This is a genomic window from Streptomyces sp. NPDC054047, from assembly GCF_055585065.1.
On record NZ_JBVJKV010000013.1, the window covers coordinates 300,167 to 324,849 of the forward strand.

The 24,683-nt window shown below is 70.4% G+C and carries 23 protein-coding genes and 1 pseudogene; 17 read left to right on the plus strand and 7 right to left on the minus strand.

The window, feature by feature from the left end:
* Positions 1–46: 46 nt before the first annotated feature.
* The gene (locus ACZ6ZP_RS36980) at positions 47–859 is read right to left on the minus strand and encodes an amidohydrolase family protein (protein WP_469410179.1); all 813 of its coding nucleotides are present in this window, start codon (positions 857–859) and stop codon (positions 47–49) included.
* A gap of 160 nt (positions 860–1,019) precedes the next feature.
* Between ACZ6ZP_RS36980 and ACZ6ZP_RS36985 the strand changes: the two genes are divergently transcribed.
* From ACZ6ZP_RS36985 to ACZ6ZP_RS36995, 3 genes are all read left to right on the plus strand, one after another.
* Positions 1,020–1,547 (plus strand): ferredoxin, encoded by a 528-nt coding sequence (locus ACZ6ZP_RS36985; protein WP_469410180.1) that lies wholly within the window; start codon positions 1,020–1,022, stop codon positions 1,545–1,547.
* 144 nt (positions 1,548–1,691) lie between these two features.
* Positions 1,692–3,782: a hypothetical protein gene (locus tag ACZ6ZP_RS36990; RefSeq protein ID WP_469410181.1), complete on the plus strand. Its 2,091-nt coding sequence runs from the start codon at positions 1,692–1,694 to the stop codon at positions 3,780–3,782.
* A 4-nt stretch (positions 3,783–3,786) separates the two neighbouring features.
* Positions 3,787–5,424 (plus strand): ABC transporter substrate-binding protein, encoded by a 1,638-nt coding sequence (locus ACZ6ZP_RS36995; RefSeq protein ID WP_366463497.1) that lies wholly within the window; start codon positions 3,787–3,789, stop codon positions 5,422–5,424.
* A gap of 30 nt (positions 5,425–5,454) precedes the next feature.
* Here the strand turns inward: ACZ6ZP_RS36995 and ACZ6ZP_RS37000 are convergent, their stop codons facing one another.
* Complete coding sequence (locus ACZ6ZP_RS37000) at positions 5,455–6,027, minus strand: dihydrofolate reductase family protein (protein ID WP_351171500.1); 573 nt, start codon at positions 6,025–6,027, stop codon at positions 5,455–5,457.
* Positions 6,028–6,862: 835 nt separating this feature from the next.
* On the opposite strand from ACZ6ZP_RS37000, the gene ACZ6ZP_RS37005 reads away from it, so the two are divergent.
* On the plus strand, positions 6,863–8,056 hold the full coding sequence (locus ACZ6ZP_RS37005; protein WP_469410197.1) for a hypothetical protein: 1,194 nt from the start codon (positions 6,863–6,865) through the stop codon (positions 8,054–8,056).
* A 45-nt stretch (positions 8,057–8,101) separates the two neighbouring features.
* Here ACZ6ZP_RS37005 and rox read toward each other — a convergent pair whose 3' ends face one another.
* From rox to ACZ6ZP_RS37020, 3 genes are all read right to left on the minus strand, one after another.
* Entirely contained in the window at positions 8,102–9,550 is a 1,449-nt protein-coding gene (gene rox, locus ACZ6ZP_RS37010) for a rifampin monooxygenase (RefSeq protein ID WP_469410182.1), read from the minus strand.
* 248 nt (positions 9,551–9,798) lie between these two features.
* Positions 9,799–9,924, minus strand: coding sequence for a hypothetical protein (locus tag ACZ6ZP_RS37015; protein ID WP_351171494.1), 126 nt, complete (start codon positions 9,922–9,924; stop codon positions 9,799–9,801).
* Positions 9,921–10,790, minus strand: a complete 870-nt coding sequence (locus ACZ6ZP_RS37020; RefSeq protein WP_361471616.1) for an HTD2 family dehydratase — start codon at positions 10,788–10,790, stop codon at positions 9,921–9,923. The genes ACZ6ZP_RS37015 and ACZ6ZP_RS37020 overlap by 4 nt, the downstream gene beginning before the upstream one ends.
* A 343-nt stretch (positions 10,791–11,133) precedes the next feature.
* Between ACZ6ZP_RS37020 and ACZ6ZP_RS37025 the strand changes: the two genes are divergently transcribed.
* Entirely contained in the window at positions 11,134–12,330 is a 1,197-nt protein-coding gene (locus tag ACZ6ZP_RS37025; protein WP_469410183.1) for an acyl-CoA dehydrogenase family protein, read from the plus strand.
* A gap of 36 nt (positions 12,331–12,366) precedes the next feature.
* Here ACZ6ZP_RS37025 and ACZ6ZP_RS37030 read toward each other — a convergent pair whose 3' ends face one another.
* A complete protein-coding gene (locus tag ACZ6ZP_RS37030; protein ID WP_366463499.1) occupies positions 12,367–12,714 on the minus strand; it encodes a VOC family protein in 348 nt (115 codons plus the stop codon).
* A gap of 624 nt (positions 12,715–13,338) precedes the next feature.
* On the opposite strand from ACZ6ZP_RS37030, the gene ACZ6ZP_RS37035 reads away from it, so the two are divergent.
* The 9 genes from ACZ6ZP_RS37035 (at position 13,339) to ACZ6ZP_RS37075 (ending at position 22,205) form a co-directional block, all read left to right on the plus strand.
* Positions 13,339–13,896: a tellurite resistance TerB family protein gene (locus ACZ6ZP_RS37035; protein WP_351171479.1), complete on the plus strand. Its 558-nt coding sequence runs from the start codon at positions 13,339–13,341 to the stop codon at positions 13,894–13,896.
* Positions 13,897–14,098: 202 nt separating this feature from the next.
* Entirely contained in the window at positions 14,099–14,788 is a 690-nt protein-coding gene (locus ACZ6ZP_RS37040; RefSeq protein WP_469410184.1) for a hypothetical protein, read from the plus strand.
* Positions 14,789–15,108: 320 nt separating this feature from the next.
* Positions 15,109–16,239 (plus strand): LLM class flavin-dependent oxidoreductase, encoded by a 1,131-nt coding sequence (locus ACZ6ZP_RS37045; protein WP_469410185.1) that lies wholly within the window; start codon positions 15,109–15,111, stop codon positions 16,237–16,239.
* Between the two features lie 125 nt (positions 16,240–16,364).
* Positions 16,365–17,426: an alpha/beta hydrolase gene (locus ACZ6ZP_RS37050; protein WP_469410186.1), complete on the plus strand. Its 1,062-nt coding sequence runs from the start codon at positions 16,365–16,367 to the stop codon at positions 17,424–17,426.
* An 81-nt stretch (positions 17,427–17,507) separates the two neighbouring features.
* Entirely contained in the window at positions 17,508–18,923 is a 1,416-nt protein-coding gene (locus tag ACZ6ZP_RS37055) for a DUF6421 family protein (protein WP_469410187.1), read from the plus strand.
* Positions 18,920–19,693 (plus strand): SDR family NAD(P)-dependent oxidoreductase, encoded by a 774-nt coding sequence (locus ACZ6ZP_RS37060; protein ID WP_351171464.1) that lies wholly within the window; start codon positions 18,920–18,922, stop codon positions 19,691–19,693. The genes ACZ6ZP_RS37055 and ACZ6ZP_RS37060 overlap by 4 nt, the downstream gene beginning before the upstream one ends.
* Positions 19,694–19,722: 29 nt before the next feature.
* Positions 19,723–20,793 carry a threonine aldolase family protein gene (locus ACZ6ZP_RS37065; RefSeq protein WP_351171461.1) on the plus strand — a complete coding sequence of 357 codons (1,071 nt, stop codon included), beginning with the start codon at positions 19,723–19,725 and terminating at the stop codon, positions 20,791–20,793.
* Between the two features lie 111 nt (positions 20,794–20,904).
* A complete protein-coding gene (locus ACZ6ZP_RS37070; protein ID WP_469410188.1) occupies positions 20,905–21,498 on the plus strand; it encodes a transglutaminase domain-containing protein in 594 nt (197 codons plus the stop codon).
* A gap of 14 nt (positions 21,499–21,512) precedes the next feature.
* Positions 21,513–22,205: a B3/B4 domain-containing protein gene (locus ACZ6ZP_RS37075; protein ID WP_468618191.1), complete on the plus strand. Its 693-nt coding sequence runs from the start codon at positions 21,513–21,515 to the stop codon at positions 22,203–22,205.
* Between the two features lie 37 nt (positions 22,206–22,242).
* Here ACZ6ZP_RS37075 and ACZ6ZP_RS37080 read toward each other — a convergent pair whose 3' ends face one another.
* The gene (locus ACZ6ZP_RS37080; protein WP_351171452.1) at positions 22,243–22,971 is read right to left on the minus strand and encodes a lysophospholipid acyltransferase family protein; all 729 of its coding nucleotides are present in this window, start codon (positions 22,969–22,971) and stop codon (positions 22,243–22,245) included.
* Between the two features lie 200 nt (positions 22,972–23,171).
* Between ACZ6ZP_RS37080 and ACZ6ZP_RS37085 the strand changes: the two genes are divergently transcribed.
* The 3 genes and pseudogenes from ACZ6ZP_RS37085 to ACZ6ZP_RS37095 all read left to right on the plus strand — a co-directional run.
* On the plus strand, positions 23,172–23,534 hold the full coding sequence (locus tag ACZ6ZP_RS37085) for a thioredoxin family protein (RefSeq protein ID WP_351171449.1): 363 nt from the start codon (positions 23,172–23,174) through the stop codon (positions 23,532–23,534).
* 328 nt (positions 23,535–23,862) lie between these two features.
* Complete coding sequence (locus ACZ6ZP_RS37090; RefSeq protein ID WP_351171446.1) at positions 23,863–24,372, plus strand: flavin reductase family protein; 510 nt, start codon at positions 23,863–23,865, stop codon at positions 24,370–24,372.
* 230 nt (positions 24,373–24,602) lie between these two features.
* A pseudogene (locus ACZ6ZP_RS37095) lies at positions 24,603–24,683 on the plus strand (electron transfer flavoprotein subunit beta); the annotation flags it as partial.

Here is a 24,683-nt window from a genome sequence, read left to right on the forward strand (position 1 = left end):
GTGGAGTTGGGCATCTGGGGAATTGCTCAGGTCGCTCTCATCGACGTCAGAGAGCGAAGACCCGCCGTGCGTTGCCGGACAGGAACAGCTCCGTGGTCTGCTCGTCCAGGTCCAGTTCCGCCAGGTGCTCCAGCGCCTTGGCCGGCGTGATCATGGGGTAGTTGGAGCCGAACAGCACCTTCCCGCGGCCCCGGCCGCGCAGGTAGTCGACCAGCTCGGGCGGGTAGCGGCGGGTGGTGTAGGCGCTGGTGTCGATGTGGACGTTGGCGTGCTTGTCGGCCACCGCGATCATCTCGGTGGTCCAGGGGTATCCGATGTGGCCGCAGACGATGGTCAGTTCGGGGAAGTCGAGCGCGACCTGGTCGATGTACGGGATGGGTCGGCCGGTCTCGGAGGGGCGCAGCGGACCGGTGTGCCCGACCTGGGTGCAGAACGGGATGCCGAGCTCGACGCAGGCGGCGTACAGGGGGTAGTACAGCCGGTCGGTGGGCGGGAGTTGCCACAGCCAGGGCACGATCCGCAGGGCCGCGAAGCCGAGTTCCTCCACCGCGCGGCGCAGCTCCCGCACGGCCCGGACGGGTCGGGTGAGGTCGACGCCGGCCACTCCGCGCAGCCGTCCGGCGGACCGGGCGACGAACTCGGCCACCTCGTCGTTGCTGATCAGCGGCCCCTGCGGCCCGTACCAGGCGGCCGAGAGGCCGGTCTCGACGTCCGCCGCGGCCAGCGCGGCCACGGTGACCTCGACCGGCAGCGGCTCCTCCAGCAGCTCCATCCCCGTCCACCGACGCAACGACTCGAACATCTCGTGGTTGGAGTGGCGGAGCGTGGGGTGCTGCATCCACGCATCGACGACCGGCACAGGCTCCCTGCCTCTCTCCGTACGCCGCCGCCGGGCACGACACCGACAGCGGCTAAGCGACCGCTTACCCGGGACGATAGCCGCAACGCGCCGTGCGCAGCCACCCTTTGGGCAAGCGACGACAGGCCGCTCCCTTCCGGGCCCTGGTTACGCTTCCGCTGTGGATCTCTACTTCGACCCCGTGGCCCGGCTCGGCGACGCGCGCCCGTTCTTCCGCGGGACGTGGCCCGACCGGAAGTGGCTCAACGTGCCCGGACCCTTCTACGGGGCGGACACCGACAACTGCGGCACGGGCCGGATCCACGCGCCGGGCCTCGTGCTCTACGAGGGCGAGTACTTCACCGAGTACGTCTACCGCCAACCTCGAACGCCGGACGAGCTCCGGCAGTTGGTCGACGCCGCCGAGGCGGAGGCCTTCGGCGGCTACGGCTGTGACGGCGACGCGCACTGGACGCCGACAGCCGTACGGCAGTGGTGGCGCGACAGGGGGCAGATCCGCCAGTACCTCGCGGAGGGGCGCGAGAAGTGGGAGGCGGACGACGCCGCATCGGGTCAGGGCACAGCCGCTGCCGCCCGCGACTACGCCGCGTACCTCGACGGCGAGTCGGCCGCGCACCTGCGGATCTATCTCTTCTGGCTCGAGGAGCGCCGCTCGCCGGTGCCGGGGGAGCGACTGCCACAGCTCTGAGGGAAACTCTGCCGGGCCCGGTGCAACACGCCAACTGACCTTTCATGCCGGAAAGTTGATGTAATCGGAAGGCATGCCCAGTACGCTCCGTGCGACATCGACCACCCGCCGCACAGCGGCCACTTACGGCACGGGGGTAAGCCGGTGAGCCGGGAGCTGGGATTCGAGGGGCTCATCGAGGACGGCGGGTTCTTTCCCAGGCTCCTCGGCCGGAACGCCCGGGGGCGCGACGAGAAGCTTCTGTACGGGCCCGACCTGCCCGTCGTGCTGCTCACCGGCGGCCCCGGCATGGGCAAGCAACGGCTCCTGGAGCTGCTGCGCGACCGGTTCGGGCGCAAGGTGCCGGTGGCGTACGTGGACTGCGCGGACGCGCGGTACGCGGAGGAGGCCGCCCGGCGGCCGCCCTGCCGCTCGGAGACGACGGAGACGATGTACGACGTCGCCCTGCGCATGAGTGAGTGGGAGGGGCCCGGCGGGGCGCTGCCCACGCCCCGCTTCTTCGCCGGGATGGCGGCGGTGGCGGCCGGCGCACGGCTGCGGCGGCGCGAGCTGGAGCAGGAACTGGCCCGCTACCGGGCGCTGTTGCAGCCGCGCAAGGCGCTCGGCCGGTTCATGCGCAACGTGCTGACCGGCTACCTCTCCGCGCTCGCCGGGGTGGTCGCCCCCGCGGCGGCGCCGCTGGTGGGCGCCGCGCTCACGGAGTTCCTGGAGAAACTGGCGAGCACCGGCGCCGAACCGGTGCGCGCCACCTACGGCGACTATCCCGGCGCCGTGGGCAGCGCGGGTACCGGCCTGCGGCTGCTCGCCCACGACTTCCAACAGGGCGGCGAGGAGAGGAAGTTCGCGGAAGGCTTCCTCTTCCGTGCGCTGCGCGAGGACCTGGACGCCGCCTACACCGGAATCGGCGCCGCGCTCACCCGGGTCGGCCGCCCCGCCGTACTGCTCCAGCACGCCAACTGGCCGGTGGGCCGGGCACTTCTGGCGGCGGCGCTCACCGACCGGGCCGACGGCCACCGCGAGCGCACGGTGCTCGTGGCGAGCGAGCGGATGGCCGAACCGCTGTTCCTGGCCGACGAACCGCGCACCGAGGGCCTGGCCGGCTACCGGCCGGATCAGGACGAGCCGCCCGGCTGGCAACGGCTCATCGCACGCGGCCGGTTGGGGCAGGGCGTGCTGCTGGTGCGGATGCCGCGGCTGACCACCGAGCACATCCACAAGGAGCTGCAGCAGCACACGGGTGGCGCACCGGAGGCGGCGCGGCTGCGCCGGGCGCAGAGCGCGGTGCACCGGCTGACCTGCCGTCGGCCGCGGATGGTGCAGCGGCTGGTCGAGGCGGCCGGGGAGCTGCCGGAGCTGGACAACGACCGCGAGCTCCTCGACCAGCCCGCGGGGCTCGACGGGGAGCCGCGCGCCGTACGGGACGTGCTGCTGGCCGAGTTGGTGCTCCGACAGCTGCCCGAGCGGCTGCCCGTCGAGCACACCGACCGCTGGCTGGACCTGCTGACCCAGCTGTCGGTCGCCCACACCGGGGACTGCGCCCGAGCCCTGCTGCGCGGCCCGCAGCTGGAACAGCTGGCCGGCGGGCTCACCGCGGACGAGGTGGGGCGCTATCTGCTCGAAAGCGGCTGGCCCGTCTGCGAGCGGCACTTCATCGGCGACTTCGGCCTGCGGCAGCTGCTGATGAGCAGGCTGCACGGGCCGCCGGACGCGGGCGGCGAATGGCGCCGCAACCACAGCCTGCTGCACGCCCACTACCGCAGCCGCCCCGAATCCCCCGACCGGGCCTTCGGCACCACAGCGGCCCACGGCCTCAACCACGACCTGGTCGCCAACGGCCCCGAGCGGGCCGTGCACCACCTAGCCGCCAAGTTCCCGTTGGACGGAGTGGGCGCGGAGGAGTGGTGCGACCAGCTGCTCGCGCTCGCCCAGGCCCCCTCGCCCGGCGGCCACGACGAGCGGCACGCGCGCATGAGGGTCGCCCGGGTCGACGGCACCAAGCTGGAGCGCCAGCTGGACGAGCTGCTGCACGCCGTGTGGCTGTGCGAGGAGCGCACCCGGCCGCCGGACATCGCCGCGGCGGACCGCATGGCGCAGCTGCTGCGGGAGCTGGCCCGGGAGTACGCCGGGGCCGCGCCCGTGCTGACCGCGCGGGCCGGTCGCTGGGATCGCCGCGCCCGCAACCGGCAGCCGCTGCAGTCCTGTTCCTGTACGGCCCACATCGGAGAGGGGAACTGAGCGGATGTTGCAGAGCGCCGCCGACTGGCTGCACGAGCAGCTGTGGAACACGCTCCTGAAGAAGATCATCACCTGCGCGGTGGCGGCCCTCCTCGCGTTCGGGGCGTACGTCCTGGTCTCACGGCTGACCGAGGGGGCGGGCAGCTGCGCCGACGGCGTCACCGAGTCCGGCGGCGAGTGCATCGGCGTCAACGGCTCCGGCTACGACTTCGGGGAGCCGGAGATAGCCCCGGTCGCGGCCCGGATCGCCCAGGAGAACCGCCGCATCGACGAGCAGCCGCACGTCACCGTGGCGATGATGCTCCCGCTCCAGCCCGACTCGCGGGCCGAGCGGCGCCAGCTGCGCAGCGAGCTTCAGGGTGCCTTCCTGGCGCAGTACCGCGCCAACAGGGAGCCGGGGAAGCCGGTGGTGCGCCTGGTCCTGGCCAACCCCGGCAAGGACTTCCTGCGGCAGGACGAGGTGGTGCCCGACCTGGTGCGGATGGCCCGCTCCGAGCGGGACAACCTGCGCGCGGTGACCGGGTTCAACCTCTCCCTGGACGCCACCAGGGAGGCGGTGCACAGCCTCACCGAGCAGCAGGTGCCGGTCCTGGTGGCCAGGGCGTCGGCGAGCACCCTCGCCAACCGGGAGAGCAAGGACGGAACGTACGACTTCAGGGGCCTCGCCCGCATCATCCCCACCAACGAGGAGCAGGCCCGGGCGCTGGCCGCCTACAACGGCAGCCGCAAGGACCGCCAGACGGTGCTGGTCCGCGACACCCGCCCCGACCCTTACGTACGCTCACTCGCCCGCGCCTTCCAGCGGCTCCCGGAGGACGGCCCGCCCGGCCCCGACGACATGACCTTCACGTCCCCCGGAGTCGCCGACCCGGGCGACGTCGACAACCAGTTCCGGCCGACCGTCAACACGATCTGCAACTCGGGCGCGGACACGGTCTACTTCGCGGGCCGCTCGACACATCTGCGGCTGTTCCTCAAGCGCCTGGCCAAGGAGGCCTGCGCGGAGCGGAGGTTCACCGTGGTCTCCGGCTCGGACGCGGCCTCGCTGAACAACCGGATGACCGACGCGGACTGGGCCGAACTCCGCGACAGCTCCGGCACACCCCGCCTGACCGTGCAGTACGCGGCGCCCGCCCACCCCGATTCCTGGCGCACCGAGGTGCGGGAATGGCAGAAGCGCGAGGAGAAACGCACCGGCAAGAAACCGCCCGCCTCCAAGGCCCCCGGCTCGCTGCGCGACCCGATGGCCGAGCTGGCGGGACTGGAGGCCACGGTCACCGCCCTGAAGGCGGCGGACCGCGACATCGGCGAGGTGCAACTGGGCGACTCCCGCACCATGATGGTGCACGACGGGGTACGCACCGCGGTCGAGGCGATCCGCGGCGCGAAGCCCACCGGGCAGCCGACCCCCTCCGCCGAACAGGTGGGCAACCGCTGGGCCACGATGCAGTCGAAGAACCGCGTGAACGGCACCAGCGGCCGCATCTGCCTCACCAAGGCAGGCAACCCGTACGACAAGCCGCTGGCGGTGGTCGAGCTGAAACCGGGCACGAAGGCGGGCCCGGGCACACTGGAGTTCGTGGGCCTGGCCTGGCCGACGGGCAGACCACAGCCGGAGGACTGTGTCGTACGGGGCGGCTAGAAGCTAGAAGGAGGAGGCGGCGGCGGGGCGTCAGTGGATGACGTCGAAGACGTTCTTCTGGAGGCCGTTCGCGTATGCCTCGTGCTCGACGAGCTTCAGCCTCTGGGTGTCCTTGTCCGTGTCGCTGAACAGCCGCTTGCCCGCGCCCAGCAGCAGCGGGAAGACGAGCAGGTGGTAGCGGTCGATGAGACCGGCGTCGGAGAGGTTGCGGTTGAGGGTGGCGCTGCCGTGCACGATGATCGGGCCGCCCTCGGTCTTCTTCAGGGTGGCCACGTCGTCGAGGGAGCGCAGGATGGTGGTCTCGCCCCAGTCCGACACCAGGTCGCCGTCGGTGAGGCTGGTGGAGACGACGTACTTCGGCATCACCTTGTAGTCGGCGAACTCCTCCATGCCCGGCCAGACGGGGCTGAACGCCTCGTAGCTGACTCGGCCGAGCAGCAACGCCGCGGCCTCCTGCTGCTCCCGGCCCTTGATCTCGTACGCCTCCGGGACGAACTCGATGTCCTTGAAGGTCCAGCCGGAGTTGCGATACCCGGGCTCGCCGCCCGGAGCCTCCACGACGCCGTCGAGCGAGACGAAGGCGGTGCTGATCAACGTACGCATCTCAAGATCTCCTGGTTGATTGTGGCTCTGCCGCTTGCTGCCGCTTCATCTTCGCGGTCACAGGGGTACTGACTGCGGCATACGCGGGAACTCATCGGTGGCGGCCGGCGCGAACAGGGTCGCCTCCGGACGGAATCAATGCTTCCAGCGCCGAGCGGTCCTCAATCACCCGTTCGTGCGACAACGCTGGGCAGGGCCCCGGGAATTCGACCCGGCCGCAGAGCGCATGCGCGGCCTGATTCCCGATGGGCATGGTCGTCTCGGAGGTCGGAAAGGCGTTGTCCGCCCCTGCCCGCTCGTTCTACCCTGGCGCCGAGGCCCGCCCCCAGCCCCCGGAACGGCCCGACCGCACCGCTCACGCTCCGGCGCCGGGCGGCAGGCGCGTCGGCAACTCAGGCTGCCGGTTCCGTACTCCTTGCAGCGGACGCACGGACACCGGCCTGTCCCACCGGTTGTTGCACCAGGGGGCCACTCCCGCGGTTCCCCGGTCAGCAGCCGGTGCGGACACCTGCTCCTGGGGCGTCAGGGGGAGCCTGCCCCCGGGAGCGCCGCGGCCGCCGCCGCCGAATTCGGCGGCGGCCGCAGGCTCCGACAGCACTGTCCGCTGCCTGGAGCACACCCCGCATACCCGCCATCCACGGCCCGACACCCCTCTGCGGCGAGCGGGCGCTCGAAGTGGTGCGGTGAGCGGTGGCGTGATGAGTGGGCGGGCCGGGCCGCGGGGAGCAGTCGATGTCGGGCTTGCCATGCTTCGTCCGGTGCCGATCGTCTTCCCGCTGCCGCTCATGGGATGAGCAGCGGATACGGTGCACTGGTGACTGATGGGGAGGGAACGGTGCCCGGGACCGCGCTGCTGATTGCGGCGGCGCCGGTCGGCAAGGCCCGTATGGTGGATGCGGCCTCCGTGCTGCCCGTGCTCGCGGCGGTGTCGCCCGCGGTGCTCGCGGGGACCGCGACGGCGAGCGTCGTGGAGCTGGCGGACCCGCTGGACCCGCAGACCGTGCTCACCCGGCTGCGCGCGGCCGCGATGGCGCCGGGGCCTTTGACGGTGTACCTGGTCGGGCAGTTGCATCTCGATCGCCGTCAGCAACTCCAGCATGTGGCGCTCGCGCGGACCACGGCGGCGACGGTGCGCTACACCGGATTCCCCTGGCACTGGATCGCCCAGGAGCTGCGGCTGCGCGCGCCGGGCAGCACGACCGTCATCGCCGATCTGCACGCCGACACGGACAGCTGGCAGCAGTTGGCGCGGCGCCCCCTGGAGGTGGGGGCGGGCGTGGCGCTGTACGGGCGGATCGCCCCGTCGCCCGGCCGGCGTGCCGTCGCGACGCCCTCGTACATGAAGGCGCTGGCCACGGTCCTGCGCAGCGGACACCGGCCGCCGCTGCCGGACCTGCATCAGCACGTCGCCGCCCAGGTGTTGGAGGAGAGCGCGACCGACATCGTGCTGTCCGCCGACCCTGCCGCCGCTTTCCACGCGGGCGGTCACGGGGGTATGCCCAACTTGGTGCCGGTGCCGGTGCCGGTGCCCGCCCAACAGCAGGGCCCCACACCGGGTGCGGCCCCTTCCGCGCCCCCATCCACGACGCCGCCGACCACCGCTTCCGACCCGCACGCGGCCATCACCAAGGCCGTGGAAGCGGGGCGGCACGGCGAGGCCGCGGCCATGGCGGCGGCCTGGGAGCGGGAGGCGCTGCGTACGCACGGGCCCTCCTCGCTCGAGGTGGTGCACTGGATGGAGGTCCGCGGACATCTGGCGATCTTCGCCAAGGACCCGGCCCGCAGCTGCGAGATCTGGCTCGCCGTGGTCTCCACCCGCATCACGGCAGGCCAGGCCCCCGACGCCCCGGACGTCGAGGCCGCCGCGGACCTGGCCCACCACCAGTGGGAGCAGATCCGCGACCCGGACACCGTGCGCGAACTCGGCCCGGCGCTGGTCGCGTTGCGACGCCGTGTGCCGGGCCGCCAGCGCGGCACGGTGAACCTCGTCCAGCAGCGCCTCGTGCAGTTCCACACGCAGGTCGGCTGAGCGCCGGGTGGGCGACCAGGCGCCCACGCCCACCCGGACGGGCGTCTAGGCGCCCGTACCCCGACCCTCGTTGTTCGGTGCGCCGAACCACGACGGCAGGTGGTCGAGCAGATCCTGCTGATCGTCGCCGACCCACGCCACATGGCCGTCAGGCCGCAGCAGCACGGCAGGCACGTCCAGTTCCTCGCTGACGTCGACGACATGGTCGATCCGGTCGGCCCACCCGGCGACGGAGAGCCTGCCGGTCTGGTCGAGCAGCAGGCCGCGCCCCTCGTGCATCAGCTCGTAGAGACGGCTCTGCTTCAGCTGTACGTCCCGCATGCGCAGGCCGAGCAGTTCGTGGCCCTCGCCGAAGTCGTAGCGGACGTCGACCGCGGTGATCATCCCGGTCACGTACCGGTTGACCTCCTCGAAGTCCATCAGCTTGGAGAACAGCTCGCGCAGCGCGGTCGCACCCGGATCGGTCCCCAGGAGCGTGATCTGCGCGCGGGTGTTGTCCAGGACGCGGGCGCCCACCGGGTGCCGTTCGCCGTGGTAGGTGTCGAGGAGCCCCTCCGGCGCCCAGCCGTTGACCGCCGCGGCCAGCTTCCAGCCGAGGTTGAACGCGTCCTGCACACCGAGGTTGAGCCCCTGCCCGCCGGTCGGCGGGTGGATGTGCGCCGCGTCACCGGCCAGAAGGACCCGGCCGACCCGGTAGCGCTCGGCCTGCCGTGTGGCGTCGCCGAACCGGGAGAGCCAGCGCGGCGAGTGCACGCCGAAGTCGGTGCCCGCGATCGCCTGTAGCCGCTGCTTGAAGTCGTCGAGCGTCGGCTCGACCGCCCGGTCCTCGGCGACCCCGTCGGCGGGGACGACGACGCGGTACAACCCGTTCTCGCTGGGCGCGATTCCGAAGCGCAGCTGGGTCCTGCGGACTTCCTCGACGACGGCGGTGATCGTCGCCAGGTCCGCGGTCAGCTCCATCTCGCCGAGGAGCGTCTCGACCGTGGCGGGCAGGCCGGGGAAATCGACGCCGAGCAGCTTGCGCACGGCGCTGCGGCCGCCGTCGCACCCGACGAGATAGCGCGAACGCAGCTGGGTGCCGTCCGCGAGGTCGACACTCACCCCTTCCTCGTCCTGGCGCAGCCCGACCACTTCGCTGCCGCGCCGGATGTCGGTGTCGAGCTCGACGGCACGCTCGTGGAGCAGCCGCTCGGTGACCGGCTGCGGAGTGGCGACGCCGTACGGGTGACCCGTGTCCAACCGGTCGGGCCACGGCTTCATGATGCCGCCGAACAACCCGCCGACCTGGAACTTCTCATTGACCGCCAGGAACCGCTCCAACAGGCCACGCTGGTCCATCACTTCGACGCTGCGCGCGTGCAGGCCCTGCCCGCGGGACTGCGGGGTCGCCTCCGTCAATTTCTCCAGCACGACGGTGTGCACACCGTGCAGGCGCAGCTCGCTCGCCAGCATCAGACCGGTCGGACCGCCGCCGACCACGATTACGTCAATCACGTGAGACCCCCATTCACGAAGTTGGTTTCGACGTTGAGGACGTGCCGGAATGGCGACGACAACACACGCACTTCGTGACTCTCATTTCGCTGAGTTCTGCCTTAGGCCGATGATTCTGCGGTATGACCCGGGTCTTGCCGCAAGGCCCCCCATGCGCTATAAGTTGAGAGTGGCAAGGAGCGCGGACGCTCCTTGCCTTTGTTGTGTGCGGCCCCAAAAACCGTTGACGATGCGTCTCATGGCGCGTCTCATGACGTGTCGAGCATGCGCCGGGCGCCATCCAGGACCGGCTTGTCGACCATCTGTCCGTCGACCGCGGTGACCGATTCCCCGGCTTCCAGGACGGACCGGGCCCACCGCAATTCCCGCCTCATGCGTACGTCACCTCGGCGGTGGCGTGCCGGGCTTCGCGGTGGGTGGCGATGCGCAGCTCGGCGCGGTCGTCGGAGGGTGTGCCGCAGGCCGCCAGGTGCTCGCCGGCGAACACCGGCCGCCGGAGCCGGTAGGACAGCGTGGCCACCCGCCGTGCGGGGGCGTTGCGGCGGGCCAGCTCCAGCATGAGCAGGGCCAGCAGCGGGCCGTGCACGACGAGGCCGGGGTAGCCCTCTTCGCCCCGGCAGTAAGGGGCGTCGTAGTGGATGCGGTGGGCGTTGGCGGTCAGGGCGCTGAACCGGAAGAGCAGCGTCGGGTCCGGGCGCAGGGGCAGCTGCCAGGGTGCGTCGGCGTCCGGGAGCGCGGAGGTGTCGAGGACGACGGGGTGCTGACCCGCGGTGCGTCCGGAGCGGTAGACGATGTCCTGTTCCTCGACCAGGCAGGCGCGGCCGTGCTGGCGGAACTCGCGGCGCTCGGTGACGAAGAGCATCTCCCCGGTGTGGCCGTGCTTGGCGGTGACCGAGCTGAGGCTGCTGACGCGTTCGGCGGGCTCGCCCAGGCGCAGCGGTTCGGTGATCTCGCAGCGGCCGCCGGCCCACATGCGCTGCCGGTGGGGGAGAGGGGGCAGGAAGTGGCCGTGCAGGGGGTGGCCGTCGGCGCCCAGTTCGCGCTGTGCGGGGAAGCCCAGGAAGTAGAGCCACTGCCACAGCGGAGGGAGGGAGCCACCGGCTGTGGCGGCGGCGTCGGGCAGGTCCAGGGCCGCCGAGAGGGCCGCCACCGGGGCGGGGTCCAGGGGGTCCGCGTCCGTGACCGGGCCGGGGTTCCACGTGTCCACGTACGAGCTGAGCGGGGGCGGGGTGGGGTGCATCGTCTCTCAGTCCTCGATCGGGGTGTGTCCGCGATGGCGGCAGGGGGGACATGGTCAGGGCAGCTGGGCCGTTGTCGTAGCCGTAGCCGTAGCCGTAGCCGTAGCCGGCTGGGCCTGGGCTGCGGGTGCCTGGGTCGGCTCTTCCGGGAGGGAGTCGCGGGAGGGTTTCCGTACGAGGAGTGTGGCCAGGAAGGTCAGGGTGATGCATCCGCGAGCCCGTCGCCTGAAGTGCGGTTCCAGAGGCCTCAGCAGGGCTTCACCAGGACCTTTGCGACACAGCCATGCCACTCGCACAACCCTGCCACTCGCCACAACCCTGCCACTCAACGAGGAGCGTCACAGCATGAGCACTCTCGACATCCTGTCCGAGGACGAGCAGTCCGTCGTCAGCACGGTGCGGGACTTCGTCGACAAGGAGGTGAAGCCGGTCGTCCAGGAGCTGGAGCACGCCGACACCTACCCCGAAGCCCTGATCGAGCAGATGAAGCGGCTCGGCATCTTCGGCCTTGCCGTCCCCGAGGAGTTCGGCGGCACCCCGGTCTCCACGCCCTGCTACGTCCTCGTCACCGAGGAGCTCTCCCGCGGCTGGATGAGCCTGGCCGGTGCGATGGGCGGCCACACCGTGGTAGCGAAGCTGCTGCTCCACTTCGGTACGGAGGAGCAGAAGCGCCGCTATCTGCCCAAGATGGCCACCGGCGAGATCCGGGCGACCATGGCGCTGACCGAGCCGGGCGGCGGTTCGGACCTCCAGGCGATGCGCACGTACGCCCGCAAGTCCACGGGCACGTACATCGATGGGGGCGGGGACGCGGACGGATACGTGATCAACGGGGCGAAGACCTGGATCACCAACTCCCGCCGGTCCGGCCTGATCGCCCTGATGTGCAAGACCGACCCGGCTGCCACCCCCGCCCACAAGGGCATCTCGATCCTGCTGGTCGAGCACGGCCCCGGCCTGACGGTCTCGCGCGACCTGCCCAAGCTCGGCTACAAGGGTGTGGAGAGCTGCGAGCTGTCGTTCGACGACTACCGGGCGCCGTCCGACGCCGTACTGGGCGGGGTCGAGGGAAAGGGCTTCGCGCAGATGATGAAGGGGTTGGAGACCGGACGGCTCCAGGTCGCAGCGCGCGCACTCGGGGTCGGCCGGGCCGCGTTCGAGGACTCCTTGGCCTACGCCCAGGAGCGCGAGACCTTCGGCGAGCCGATCTGGAAGCACCAGTCGATCGGCAACTACCTGGCCGACATGGCCACATCGCTGACCGCCGCACGCCAGCTCACCCTGTACGCCGCCCAAGAGGCGGACGCGGGCCGTCGCGTGGACATGGAGGCGGGCATGGCCAAGCTCTTCGCTTCCGAGACCGCCATGCAGATCGCGCTCAACGCCGTCCGGATCCACGGCGGTTACGGCTACTCCACCGAGTTCGACGTAGAACGCTACTTCCGTGACGCCCCGCTGATGATCGTCGGCGAGGGCACGAACGAGATCCAACGCAACGTCATCGCGAGCCAGTTGGTGAAGCGGGGCGGCCTCGACGCGTGAAGCGCCGCGTAGAACGACGGAGTGCCGGCGTCGAGGTCACCGATGGCTCACCACATTGACGACCTGCCCATTGGGATCACGCACGAAGAACCGGCGCACTCCCCACTCCTCGTCCTGCAGGGGGTGCACGATCTCCGCGCCACTCTCGCGCACCGCTGCGTAGACCGCGTCCACGTCGTCCACCTCCACACTCATGTCGGGCACGACGGGAGCGCTCTTGTCGTGGCTCATGAAGGTGACTTGGGCGGTGGGGTTGGAGGGGGAGCCGAGCGTCATGACCCAGCCGAGGTTCATGACCTCCTCGAAACCCAGGAGTCCGTAGAAGTCCCGGCTCTCCTCCATGGCCTCGGTTCGGATGTCGGGCATGGCCCGGCGGATGGACATCGGCGACTCCTGTCGGCAGATGAGGGCTGGTGCGTCCCCGATTCTCTCCGGGGCGCCGCTCCGCACGCGTCGCAACACACACGGCCGACGGCCGACGGCCGAAATCGCGGTGCGGACCGTGACCTTGAGCGCTTAGAGTCTGCGCGATCAAGGGGAGGCGATGCGGGGACCCGGCCGCGCCGACCGCGGTCCGGCTGTACGAGGATCCGCGCTGCCCGGTGGTGGAGGAGTTCGAGGCGACGGGCGGAGACGACCCCCCGCGGCCCCAGCACGCCCACGGTGGCGATCAACGGCACCCAGGTCACGGGCGACCTGCACGGCTCGCTCTTCGGCAAAGACATGTTCGACCTGCTCCTGACCCTGTAGAGGGTTTCAGCGGATCGGCAGCCGCGTCGAGGCAACACGTGAACACACCGGCCGACGACCTCGAACTGGCGGGTGCGGAGAGCGACAGCACGGCCCTCCACCGGCTCGCGCAAGGCCCGTACCCGTTCGTGTTGAGGTTCCGCGTCTGCGTCACTCTTCAGAGCAGCCGGGCGCGGAACTTCGGGCGGTGGGGAGGCGTTGCCAGAAGGACGCGTGGAACGCGCGCGGACGAGCGAACTGGTAGCAGAGGTGGCACGGATGGCGATGTGGGACCGGATCAAGGACCAGGCCAAGGGTCTGCAGCAGCAGTCCCAGGGGGCACGGAGCTCCGGCGGTCAGGGACGTCCGGGGTCGGGGTCGGGGTCCGGAGGGGGGTCGAAGGCTCAGCTCGTGGGCGTGCTCAAGTCGCAACTCGCCTCGCTCAAGACGGAGCTCAAGAGCGGCGCCTACCGCGACGCCAGCATGGCCATGTGCGCCCTGGTCGCGGCCGCCGACGGCTCGGTCGACCCGGCCGAGCGGCAGCACGTGGAGTCACTGATCCTGCAGAACGACGTCCTGAAGAACTTCCCGCCCGAGCAGCTGCAGCAGCGTTTCAACAAGCACGTCGACCAGCTGACGTTCAACTTCCAGCAGGGCAAGACCGAGGCCATGCAGGAGATCGCCAAGGCGTCGAAGAAGCCGATGGAGGCCAAGGCGGTCATCCAGACCGGTTTCGTCGTCGCGGGCGCGGACGGGTACATCGCCCCGGCCGAGGAACAGGTCCTGCGCGAGGCGTGCGCGGCACTCGGCGTCTCGCCGCAGGAGTTCGGCCTCTGACGGTCGAGACCACCATGCCCGGATGACCCGGGCATGCAGCTGTGCAGTGGGGCCCGCACCTTGAGGTGCGGGCCCCACAGGCCGCAGACCGCAGGCCGCAGGCCGTGCCGTGAGTGTCCCGTAGGCGCCCAGAACTCACCTGGGTACTGCTTGGGTACTGCTACTCATGTGCCGCACCACGCTGACGCCTACCGTCACCTGCATGTTCAAGACCCCTGTACGAAGAGTCCGATCCTTCGGGCGGCCCATCCCCCATGCCGTCGCAGGGCTGGCGCTGGCAGTCGCTGTCGCCGTCGTGGGCAACTTGGTGGTGGGGCAGGTGGGGAAGGTGTGGAACGGCGAGCCGTACCCGTCGGTCGACCCCGACGCGGTCGCGCAACGACTCAAGGACCGGTCCGACGAGGTGTACGACGACTTCGCCCTGTCCGAGATGCCCGAGATGCCCGAGGAATCCGGGAAATACGGGAAGTCCGGGAAGTACGCCGCGGCCCCGGGCAAGATCGCTACCGGCGCCTGCTACTACCGAGGGCTGAGGGGTTTCGCCCACATCGACGAGGCACGCAGCGACGTCCGTAGCTTCGGACTCGACTGGAGCGTGCCCCACGTCCCCGAGGCCACCGCACGGGACGCACAACAGCGTGTGCGTCAGCGGCTGGTGAAGCAGGGATGGAAGCACACCCACGATGGCGACCGTGCAGGGGCCGCCCTCCGCGAGTTGGGCTTCCGGTTCGAAGACCCGGAAAGCGGCGACCAGGTCGACGTGCGGTGGAACGACTCGACCACGACTCTGTTCATCAGTGTCTACGCCCCTTGTGGGGAGGTCCCCGACGACTTCGCGGAGTACGGCTGGTCCGAGGCGGACTGGCACCCGAAGCGCACCGGCAGGACATGACGATCGTGTTCTCCCAGGCCATGACGATCGTGTTCTCCGTACCGTCATCCCTGCGAGAAGCGCCGCAGTGAGCTGGGCGTGATCCAGCGGACCCAGCCAGGCGTCGAGCCGGTCGGCAGGGGCCTGGCCCTCGCGTCCATGGGCTCCGGTCGGGCGGCGCCCGCCACTGATCACCAACTCGCAACCCGCCAGGCGCCCGACCCTCGTTCCGGGAGATCCCTGCGCACAAGCCCTTGCGACTTCGACATCTGACGACTAGTCATATGGCTAATCGAAACAAGGGCGACCCCGCCGCAGCGGCTCAACCCCCAGGAGGGCACGTGAAGTTCTCCGTCATATTCGAAGCTCAGCTCGCCGACCCCACCGTCGAGCGCGAGCATCAACTCATCCGCGACAGCGTCGAACAGGCCGTCCTGGCCGAGCAGATGGGATTCGACCGCGTATGGGCGGTCGAGCACCACTCCCTCAAGTGGTACGCCCACATGAGCGCCCCCGAGATCTTCCTGACCTGGGTCGCCGCGCGCACCAGCACCATCCGTATCGGGCACGGCGTGGTCTGTATGCCGTTCCGGTTCAACCACCCCGCGCGGGTCGCTGAGCGTGCCGCCATGCTCGACCTGCTGTCCGGCGGGCGGCTCGACCTCGGGGCGGGGCGGGGCGGAACGCTCCAGGAGACCTCACTCTGCGGCGTCGACAAGGATCGTACGACCCAGGAGGTCGAGGAAGCCCTGCAGATCATCGGGAAGGCCTGGGAGAGGGAGGAGTTGGAGCACCACGGGGCGTTGCTCGACATCGATCCGCATCCCATCCTGCCGCGGCCCCGCCAGACCCCCCACCCCCCGCTCTTCCTCGCCTGTAGCCGGACCGAGACCCTGACGCAGGCCGCCGAACTCGGCATCGGTGCCCTGGTGATGGGCTTCGCGGGGCCGGAGTCCATCACCGAGATGCGTGCGGCGTACGACGCTGCGATCGCCGGCCGCGGCGATGCCCGCTTCGTGTCCAGCGTCGTCAACGACCACTTCTCCGTGCTCTGCCCGACCATCGTGCTCGACGACCGGGACGCGGCCCAGCGCATCGGCATCCGCGGGCAGCGGTTCTTCGCGCAGTCCATCGGACACTGGTACGGCGGAGCAGGCATCCCCGACGAGGCCGTGGTCGAAGGCGCCGATGAGGCTGCCGCGATGCGCGAGGCCGCCGAGCAGGTCGTCGCGCGGCTGCACGAGCACAACATCCCGGTGCGGCCCACCTCCACCGCCACCTTCAATGTCGATCATGCCTATGGGACCGCCGACGACGCCATCGCCTATGTCGAGCGGCTTCGCGATGCCGGGGCCGACGAGATCATGTGCCTCATCCAGATGGGCACCGTCCCGCAGGAGGCCTGCATGGAGACCCTGCGGCAGTGGGGCGAGAAGGTCATCCCGTACTTCCGTGCCCAGGAGGTGGGGTGATGGCGCCGTGACGGCCGACGATGCGGACAGTGACCGTCTTGCCCCCGATGCCCGCAGTCCCTCGAGGCAGTGGGGCGAGAAGGTCATCCCGTACTTCCGTGCCCAGGAGGTGGGGTGATGACCCCGTGACGGCCGATGACGCGGACAGTGACCGTCTCGCCCCCGGCGCCCGCCCCCTTGTCGATGCCCTCAGCGCCGCCTTTCCCGACCTCGGCGGCACCGTCACCGACGCCGCCGAAGCCCGCCGCATCCTCGCCGCCGCTCCCGCATCCGGCAGCGGGAAGGCGACACCGGCCGTGGGGGTGGTCGAAGATCGGGTCATCCCCGGACCCGTCGGTGGCCCCGGCCTGCCCGTACGCATCTACTGGCCCGACGTCACCAGCCACTCCCGCCCCCACTCCCGCCCCCACTCCCGCCCCCACCCTCGCCCTCATCCCCGCCCCACCGTCGTCTTCTTCCACGGCGGCGGCTACACCCTCTGCGGCCTCGACACCCACGACTCCACGGCCCGTACCCTCTGCGCCGAGGCCCGTGCCGTCGTGGTCTCCGTCGCCTATCGCCTCGCCCCCGAGCATCGTTTTCCCGCCGCGACCGAGGATGCGTACGCCGCCCTGTGCTGGGCCGCGGGCGAGACCCGGGCGGGCGCGCTCGGCGGCGAGCCGGGTGCCGTGGTGACGGCCGGGGACAGCAGCGGGGGCGGGCTCGCCACCGTCGCGGCCCTGATGGCGCGGGATCGCGAAGGGCCCGCCGTCGCACTCCAGTTGTTGATCTACCCCGTGCTCGACGCGGGGCAGGGGAGCGGCTCGTATACGTCGAACGCGTCCGGATACTTCCTCACCGCCGCGCACATGCGCTGGTTCTGGGAGCAGTATCTGGGGCCCGACGGCGACGGTGCGCATCCCTACGCCTCGCCGCTGCGCGCGGATCTCGCGGGGCTGCCGCCCGCGCACCTCGTCACCGCCGGCTGTGATCCGCTGTGCGACGAGGGCGCCGCGTACGCGGTCGAGCTGCGCCGGGCGGGGGTTCCGGTGACGCGGAGGCACTATCCGGAGATGTTCCACGGCTTCCTGGGCTTCCCGCGGCTCCTGGAGGATGCGCGGGCCGCGGTGGCAGATGTGGCAGAAGCGATCGCCGCGACGGTATCCGGCAGGAAAATTAGCGGTGATGTTGGGGGTGTCACAGGATAATTTCCCGAGCCTCCTCTTGTGGTGGAGAACCTTGCACGCATACGGTGTCCATACGCGAGGTTCTCCCGTGGAGGTTGACAAGTGACGGAAATTCTTGTGCAGAGGGTTACGGAGGAGACGGTTCCTCCCGCGAGTGGGGGTGCCCCCATGGGAAGGGTCGTGGAGCACCCGGCTTGGCCGATGCTCAAGGACGCCGTGGAAGAGATCCGCCCGTGGCAGTCCGCGGACGGCTCGATCGACTTCGACGCGGAGGGTGCCCCGGCGAAGTCCGTGGCCGAACTCGCCGTCGACCGCGTGATATCCGCGATCGACCAGCTCGCCCCGCTCCTGCCGCACGACGCCGCGTACCACCAGGCGCTCGGCGCGGACCTGCGGCGCTGGGCGGACGACGGCTTCAAGGTGCCGGACTTCCTCGACTCGCTGCTGGCCTTCCAGCCCGCGGCGCACCGCGAGGACGGTCTGCAGCACCTCGTGGTCTTCCCGATGTACACGCAGAACGGCAATCCGGACCGCAACTTCGAAGCGGTCGTGCTGCGCATGGTCTGGCCGGACTGGCTGGCCGAGCTCGAGCGCACGCGCTACGACAACCCGCTGTTCTGCGGCATCACCTTCGAGGACTTCACCGCCGGGTACGACACGAACTCGGCCGTGCTCTTCCCCGAGACCATCGCCGTGCGCGAGGCCCCCGAGCGCTTCAGTTGGGGCGGCATCTTCTGCGACCGCGAGGCGGCCCGCTTCCGCCGCGTCACCGAGGCCTCCGTCGACATCCTCGGGCTCGAACTGCCCGACGACATCCGCGAGATGATCGGCGACCAGGACCGCTGCCAGCAGGCGTTCGTCCTGTGGGACATGGTCCACGACCGCACCCACAGCCACGGCGACCTGCCCTTCGACCCCTTCATGATCAAGCAGCGGCAGCCGTTCTGGATGTACGGCCTTGAGGAGCTGCGCTGCGACCTCACCGCCTTCAAGGAGGCCGTGAAGCTGGAGGCCGAGGGCATCCCGCAGGCGCGTGACGTGCAGTACGCCGTACTTTTCGACCGGATGTTCCGCTTCCCGGTCACCGGCGACCGCGTCAAGAACTACGACGGGCTCGGCGGCCAGCTGCTCTTCGCGTACCTGCACAAGCACGACGTAGTCCGCTGGACCGACAACAAGCTCAAGATCGACTGGGAGCGTGCGCCGCAGGTCACCAACCAGCTGTGCGCCGAGATCGAGGAGCTCTACCGCGCGGGCATCGACCGCCCCAAGCTCGTGCACTGGTTCGCCGCGTACGACCTGGTGTCCCAGTACCTCGCCCCGCACCCCGGATCGCGCTGGGCCAAGGGCCCCGACGCGCTGGATGTGCAGCTTCCGCCCCGAAAACTGGTCGACGACGTGCTTCCTGACGAGTTTCCGCTCAGCATGTTCTATGAGGCGCTCTCCAAGAAGCTCAAGCACGTGATCGCCGAGACCAAGGGGATCACCGCGGCGGGCGCCCAGCAGGTCGCCGCATGAACGACCGCACCACCAAGGAGGCGAGGACGATGTCCGCACTCGATGGAGCCGTGGTCGCGGTCGCGGGGGCCGGCGGTCCGGCAGGCCGTGCCACGCTGCTGAGGCTCGCGGAGGCAGGTGCCACGGTCGTGGCGTCCGACGCCGACGTGGCGCGCCTCGCGGAGGCCGTGGACGCGGCGCGGTACGCGCACGGCGGGGCCACCGTCATAGGCGACACGGTCGATCTCCTGGACCTGGACGCGACCCGGGAGTGGGCCACCCGCACGGAGAAGGAGTTCGGGCGGATCGACGGCCTGGTCCACCTCGTGGGCGGCTGGCGCGGCAGCGCCACCTTCGCCGAGACCGACCTCGCCGACTGGGACCTGCTGGAAAAGCTCCTGATCCGCACCGTGCAGCACACCTCGCTCGCCTTCCAGGACGGCCTGCAGCGCAGCGACCGCGGCCGCTATCTCCTGATCAGCGCGGCCGGCGCCTCCAAGCCCACGGCGGGCAACGCGGCGTACTCCGCGTCGAAGGCCGCCGCCGAGGCCTGGACCCTCGCCCTGGGCGATGCCTTCCGCAAGGCGGGGGGCGAGCAGGGCCCGAGGACGGCGGCTGCCATCCTGGTGGTCAAGGCGCTGGTGCACGACGCGATGCGCGCGGAGCGGCCCAACGCGAAGTTCGCGGGCTTCACGGACGTCACGGAGCTGGCCGAGGCCATCGCCGGGGTCTGGGAGCGGCCCGCCGCAGAAGTGAACGGAACCCGCCTGTGGCTGACCGAGAAGCCGTGACCGCTCGCGACCCCCGTGACAGAGAAGCCGTGAACCCTCCGAAGACCGACGCACGCCGCCATCACGACCCGGATGTACGGGGGTTCGCCAGCGACAACTACGCGGGCGCCCACCCCGAGGTGCTCGCGGCCATCGCGCTGGCCAACGGCGGCCACCAGATCGCGTACGGCGAGGACGACTACACGGCCAACCTCCAGCAGGTCATCCGCGGCCACTTCGGCCCGACCGCCGAGGCGTTCCCGGTCTTCAACGGCACGGGGGCCAACGTCGTCGCGCTCCAGGCGATCACCGACCGCTGGGGCGCCGTGATCTGCGCCGAGTCCGCGCACATCCACGTCGACGAGGGCGGCGCTCCCGAGCGCATGGGCGGCCTGAAACTGCTGACGGTGCCCACGCCCGACGGCAAGCTCACCCCCGAGCTGATCGACAAGCAGGCGTTCGGGTGGGACGACGAGCACCGGGCGATGCCGCAGGTGGTCTCGATCGCGCAGAACACCGAACTGGGCACGCTCTACACGCCCGACGAGATCCGCGCCATCTGCGATCACGCGCACAAGCTCGGCATGAAGGTGCACCTGGACGGCTCGCGGATATCCAACGCCGCCGCGTCCCTGGACGTCCCCATGCGGACGTTCACGAACGCGGTCGGCGTGGACATCCTGTCCCTGGGCGGCACGAAGAACGGCGCGCTGTTCGGGGAGGCGGTCGTCGTCCTCAACCAGGACGCCGTCAGCCACATGAAGCACCTGCGCAAGCTGTCCATGCAGCTCGCCTCCAAGATGCGCTTCGTGTCGGTGCAGTTGGAGGCCCTGCTGGCCAAGGACCTCTGGCTGCGCAACGCCCGGCACGCGAACGAGATGGCCCAGCGCCTGGCCGAAGGGGTGCGCGCCGTCCACGGCGTGGAGATCCTCTACCCGGTGCAGGCCAACGCGGTCTTCGCGCGGCTTCCGCACGACGTGAGCGAGCGGCTGCAGAAGCAGTACCGCTTCTACTTCTGGGACGAGGCGGCGGGCGACGTCCGCTGGATGTGCGCGTTCGACACGCGCGAGGAGGACGTGGACGGGTTCGTCGCGGCGCTCAAGGAAGAGATGGCACGCTGACCGGATCGCGCTGACCGACCAGCCCTGATCCACGCGCCAGAACTGCATAGATATGCGATCGACCGTAAAAGCATTGACTCACGGTCGGTCGCATTTCTATGCTCCCGTGGCATGCAGCTGATCCAGGAAACCCCCGACCTCTCCGCCTACTTGGCCGCCGACGAGGTCGTCGATCACCATCATCCGCTCGTCCGCGAGACCGCGGCGCGCCTCGCCGCCGATGCCACGGATTCATACGCATACGCTCACGCGGCCTACGACTTCGTACGCGACGCCATCCCGCACTCCGCCGACAGCGGCGACCCGCGCGTGACCTGGCGCGCCTCCGACGTCCTGGAGCAGGGCACGGGCATCTGCCACGCCAAGGCCCACGCGCTGGCCGCGCTGCTGCGCGCCGAGGACATCCCCACCGCGTTCTGCTACCAGCGGCTGACGCACGACGCGGGGACGGGGTACGTCGTGCACGGTCTGCTCGCCGTCCGCTTCCAGGGCGCCTGGCACCGGCAGGACTGCCGCGGGAACAAGCCCGGCGTCGACGCCCGGTTCTCGCTCGGCGGCGAGCGCCTCGCCTTCAAGGTGAATGCTGAGTCCAGTGAGGTGGACTATCCAGTACTCTATGCTGCACCACATGCGGTGGTTCTCCGCGCCCTGAAGGGTGCCCCGGACCGGCCGTACCTGTGGGAGACCCTCCCCGACGCACTCTGAACGCAAGGCAGACGATGACCTTCCAGATCACCGTGACCGACGACGTGCGCGCCATCGCGCCCGGCTTCACCCACGTCGCCATCGAGGCCTACGGGCTCGTCAACGCGCCCAGCACCGACGAGACCTCGGCCCTGCTCGACGAGGCCGCGCGCCGCCTCACCGAGCGGCTTGCGGGCCGTGCCCCGCACGAGGACCCGCACATGGTGGCCTGGCGCGCGGCGTACACCGCCTTCGGCGCGAAGCCCTCCCGTACCCGCAACTCCGCCGAGGCGCTGGCCAAGCGTGCCCTCGCCGACGGCGGCCTGCCGCGGATCAACACCCTCGTCGACGTCTACAACGCGATCAGCGTCGCCCACCTGATCCCGGTCGGCGGCGAGGACCTGGACCACATCAAGGGCGGCATGCGCCTGGTGCGGGCCACCGGCACCGAGGACTTCGTCACCATGGCCGCGGGCGAGCAGGCCGTGGAGCACCCGGATGCGGGCGAGGTCGTCTGGTGCGACGACGAGGGCGTCACCTGCCGGCGCTGGAACTGGCGCCAGGGTCCGCGCACCCGCCTCACCGAGGAGTCGGCCAACGCCATCTTCCTGCTGGAGGGGATGGGGCCGGACTCCGGTGTCGAGGCGGCGGGCGCCGAACTGGCCGAGCTGCTCGCCAAGTTCAGCCCCGGCGCGCGACTGACCGTCCACGCGCCGCAGGGGGCGTAGAAGCACCCGGGCGGGCAAAGCGCCCGGGCCAATCGATTCAGCTCGCCTCGGCGGCCTTCACCTCGGCCGGAGTCGGCGCGGTGCCGCCGAGGTGCGCCGGCATCCACCACGTGTCGTCCGGGCCCTTGGGGCGTACGGGATAGGCGCGCTGCGCGGCTTCGAGCAGTTCCTGGCAGCGATCGCGCAGGCGCCGGGTGATCGCGCCCGCGAACTGGTCCTTGGGGGCCTCCACCGGCTCACCGACCCGGATCGTGATCGGGATGTGGCTGCGCTTGAAGTTGCGCGGCTGCCCCTTGGTCCACAGCCGCTGCGTGCCCCAGAGCGCCATCGGGATCAGCGGGACGCCGGCCTCCTGCGCCAGGCGCGCGGCGCCGGACTTGAAGGACTTCAGCGTGAACGACGGCGAGATCGTCGCCTCGGGGAAGACGCCGATGATCTCCCCGGAGCGCAGCGAGTCGAGCGCGTGCTGGTAGGCCGCCTCGCCCTGCGTGCGGTCGACGGGGATGTGCTTCATCCCGCGCATCAGCGGACCGGAGATCTTGTGCCGGAACACCGACTCCTTGGCCATGAAGCGCACGAGCCGCTTCTGCGGCAGGGCGGCGAGGCCGTCGAAGATGAAGTCGAGATAGCTGATGTGGTTGCTGACGAGGACCGCACCGCCGGTGCGAGGGATGTTCTCCGACCCCTTGCAGTCGATCTTCAGGTCCCAGGCCTTGAACAGCGTTTTCGCGGCTCCGACGACCGGACGGTAGACAAGCTCTGCCATGGGTGGGGAGGGCCCTTCGTGTCTGCCTTGGGAGGGGGCTCCCGGCGGGAAGTTACGCAGCCGTAGGTTTTTCGGCGTTGCGCAGATCGTGCCCCAAGAACGGACGGCTGGCCAGCCATCGTGCCCGGGGAGCGCGAGATTCTCGTCACGTTGGGAATGTTCCCGGGCGCGCGGGCGCTGAAGCCGAGGACGGTTGGATCATGACGCAGGGGCGGGAGGCTGACGTGCGGATACGCGACGCGGGAGACCGCATCGACGAGCCGGCACCGGGCGTGTGGGCGGGCCGCGAACTGGGGGAGCGCGCCACACTCGTGCAGTTCTCCAGCGCCTTCTGCCAGCCTTGCCGGGCCACCCGGCGCGTCCTCGCGGACGTGGCCGAAATGGTGCCCGGCGTCTCCCATGTGGAGATCGACGCCGAGGCCGAACTCGAACTCGTACGGGACCTGCGCATCCTCACGACACCGACGGTTCTGGTGCTCGACGCGGACGGACGTGTCGTGCGGCGCGCGACCGGCCAGCCGCGCAAGGCCGATGTGATCGCCGCCCTCGGCAAGGCCGTGTGAGACCGGAGCGTGCGGGGGAGGAGCGCCATGAGGCAGGAACGCACGGGCGCGAGACAGGGATGGGACGGCGTGGCACAGGGGCGGCAGATGGCGACGAGGTGGGGGCGGAAGATCGCGTCGACGCAGGTCCAGGACGCCGCGAGCCGGTTTTCACATCGCGGAACGGACTTGACTGCCCCCGGCATCTATCGCCAGCCTGCTCCCATGCCTCCGGAGCTCCTTCTCTACGAGCGCGTCCACGTGGACCTCGCCCGTCATGCAAGTGCGCGCTGTCCGGGCTGCTGAGCAGCCACGGACCCGCTCGTACCTCCTGCAGAAGGACACGTCCATGACGGCCACGCCCGATCTCCGCACCCCCCAGCTCGCCTCCCCCGACCTCCTGCGCTCCGTCTTCAGGCAGCACGCGGCGGGAGTCGCCGTGATCACCGCGCAGGGGCCCGCCGGGCCCGTCGGCTTCACCGCCACCTCGCTCGTCTCGGTCTCCGCCGAGCCCCCGATGCTCTCGTTCGGTATCGGTACGGGGGCCTCCAGCTGGCCCGCGGTCGCGGAGGCCGAGCACGTCGGCGTCCACATACTCGGCGAGCACCAGCTCGACCTCGCCACGACCTTCGCGCGCAGCGGCGCCGACCGCTTCGGCGCCGACACGCGCTGGTACGAGGGGCCCCAGGGTGTGCCCGTGCTCGACGGCACGCTGGCCTGGCTGGTGTGCAGGGTCGCCGCCCGGGTGCCCGCCGGTGACCACCGGATCGTGCTCGCGGAGGCGGTCGTGGGGGACCCCGCAGGAGCGGGGCGGCCGCTGCTCTACCACCAAGGGCGCTTCAACGCGCTGCGCGACTGAAAGTTCCCGAACGGCCCTCCCGACGCCCGATTACAGAGCGTTGGGAAGGTCACAGTTCAAAGCGCTTGCTTAGTGGGAATGCAATAGGTGTACTGGCGAGTAATATTCTGGTCGGAGCGCGGGCCGCCCCGACCGGGATCCGCCCCTTCAGGCGCCTATGCTGCCTGCAAGAAGGCAGTGGCCAGAGCAAGGCAGCAGCCCAGTAAAGACGATGCAGTAGGAGAGCCGGCGTGAGCTTGAGGATCGTTGTCACCGTGAAGTACGTGCCTGACGCCACCGGCGACCGGCACTTCGCCGATGACCTGACCGTC

What these genes read in the sequence shown, in the direction of transcription:
- ACZ6ZP_RS36995 (WP_366463497.1), top strand. Translation starts at nt 3,787, where the DNA reads ATGTTGCAGAGCGCCGCCGACTGGCTGCACGAGCAGCTGTGGAACACG.
- ACZ6ZP_RS37000 (WP_351171500.1), bottom strand. Translation starts at nt 6,027, where the DNA reads ATGCGTACGTTGATCAGCACCGCCTTCGTCTCGCTCGACGGCGTCGTG.
- ACZ6ZP_RS37015 (WP_351171494.1), bottom strand. Translation starts at nt 9,924, where the DNA reads ATGAGGCGGGAATTGCGGTGGGCCCGGTCCGTCCTGGAAGCCGGGGAA.
- ACZ6ZP_RS37020 (WP_361471616.1), bottom strand. Translation starts at nt 10,790, where the DNA reads ATGCACCCCACCCCGCCCCCGCTCAGCTCGTACGTGGACACGTGGAAC.
- ACZ6ZP_RS37025 (WP_469410183.1), top strand. Translation starts at nt 11,134, where the DNA reads ATGAGCACTCTCGACATCCTGTCCGAGGACGAGCAGTCCGTCGTCAGC.
- ACZ6ZP_RS37030 (WP_366463499.1), bottom strand. Translation starts at nt 12,714, where the DNA reads ATGTCCATCCGCCGGGCCATGCCCGACATCCGAACCGAGGCCATGGAG.
- ACZ6ZP_RS37035 (WP_351171479.1), top strand. Translation starts at nt 13,339, where the DNA reads ATGGCGATGTGGGACCGGATCAAGGACCAGGCCAAGGGTCTGCAGCAG.
- ACZ6ZP_RS37040 (WP_469410184.1), top strand. Translation starts at nt 14,099, where the DNA reads ATGTTCAAGACCCCTGTACGAAGAGTCCGATCCTTCGGGCGGCCCATC.
- ACZ6ZP_RS37060 (WP_351171464.1), top strand. Translation starts at nt 18,920, where the DNA reads ATGAACGACCGCACCACCAAGGAGGCGAGGACGATGTCCGCACTCGAT.
- ACZ6ZP_RS37070 (WP_469410188.1), top strand. Translation starts at nt 20,905, where the DNA reads ATGCAGCTGATCCAGGAAACCCCCGACCTCTCCGCCTACTTGGCCGCC.
- ACZ6ZP_RS37075 (WP_468618191.1), top strand. Translation starts at nt 21,513, where the DNA reads ATGACCTTCCAGATCACCGTGACCGACGACGTGCGCGCCATCGCGCCC.
- ACZ6ZP_RS37080 (WP_351171452.1), bottom strand. Translation starts at nt 22,971, where the DNA reads ATGGCAGAGCTTGTCTACCGTCCGGTCGTCGGAGCCGCGAAAACGCTG.
- ACZ6ZP_RS37085 (WP_351171449.1), top strand. Translation starts at nt 23,172, where the DNA reads ATGACGCAGGGGCGGGAGGCTGACGTGCGGATACGCGACGCGGGAGAC.
- ACZ6ZP_RS37090 (WP_351171446.1), top strand. Translation starts at nt 23,863, where the DNA reads ATGACGGCCACGCCCGATCTCCGCACCCCCCAGCTCGCCTCCCCCGAC.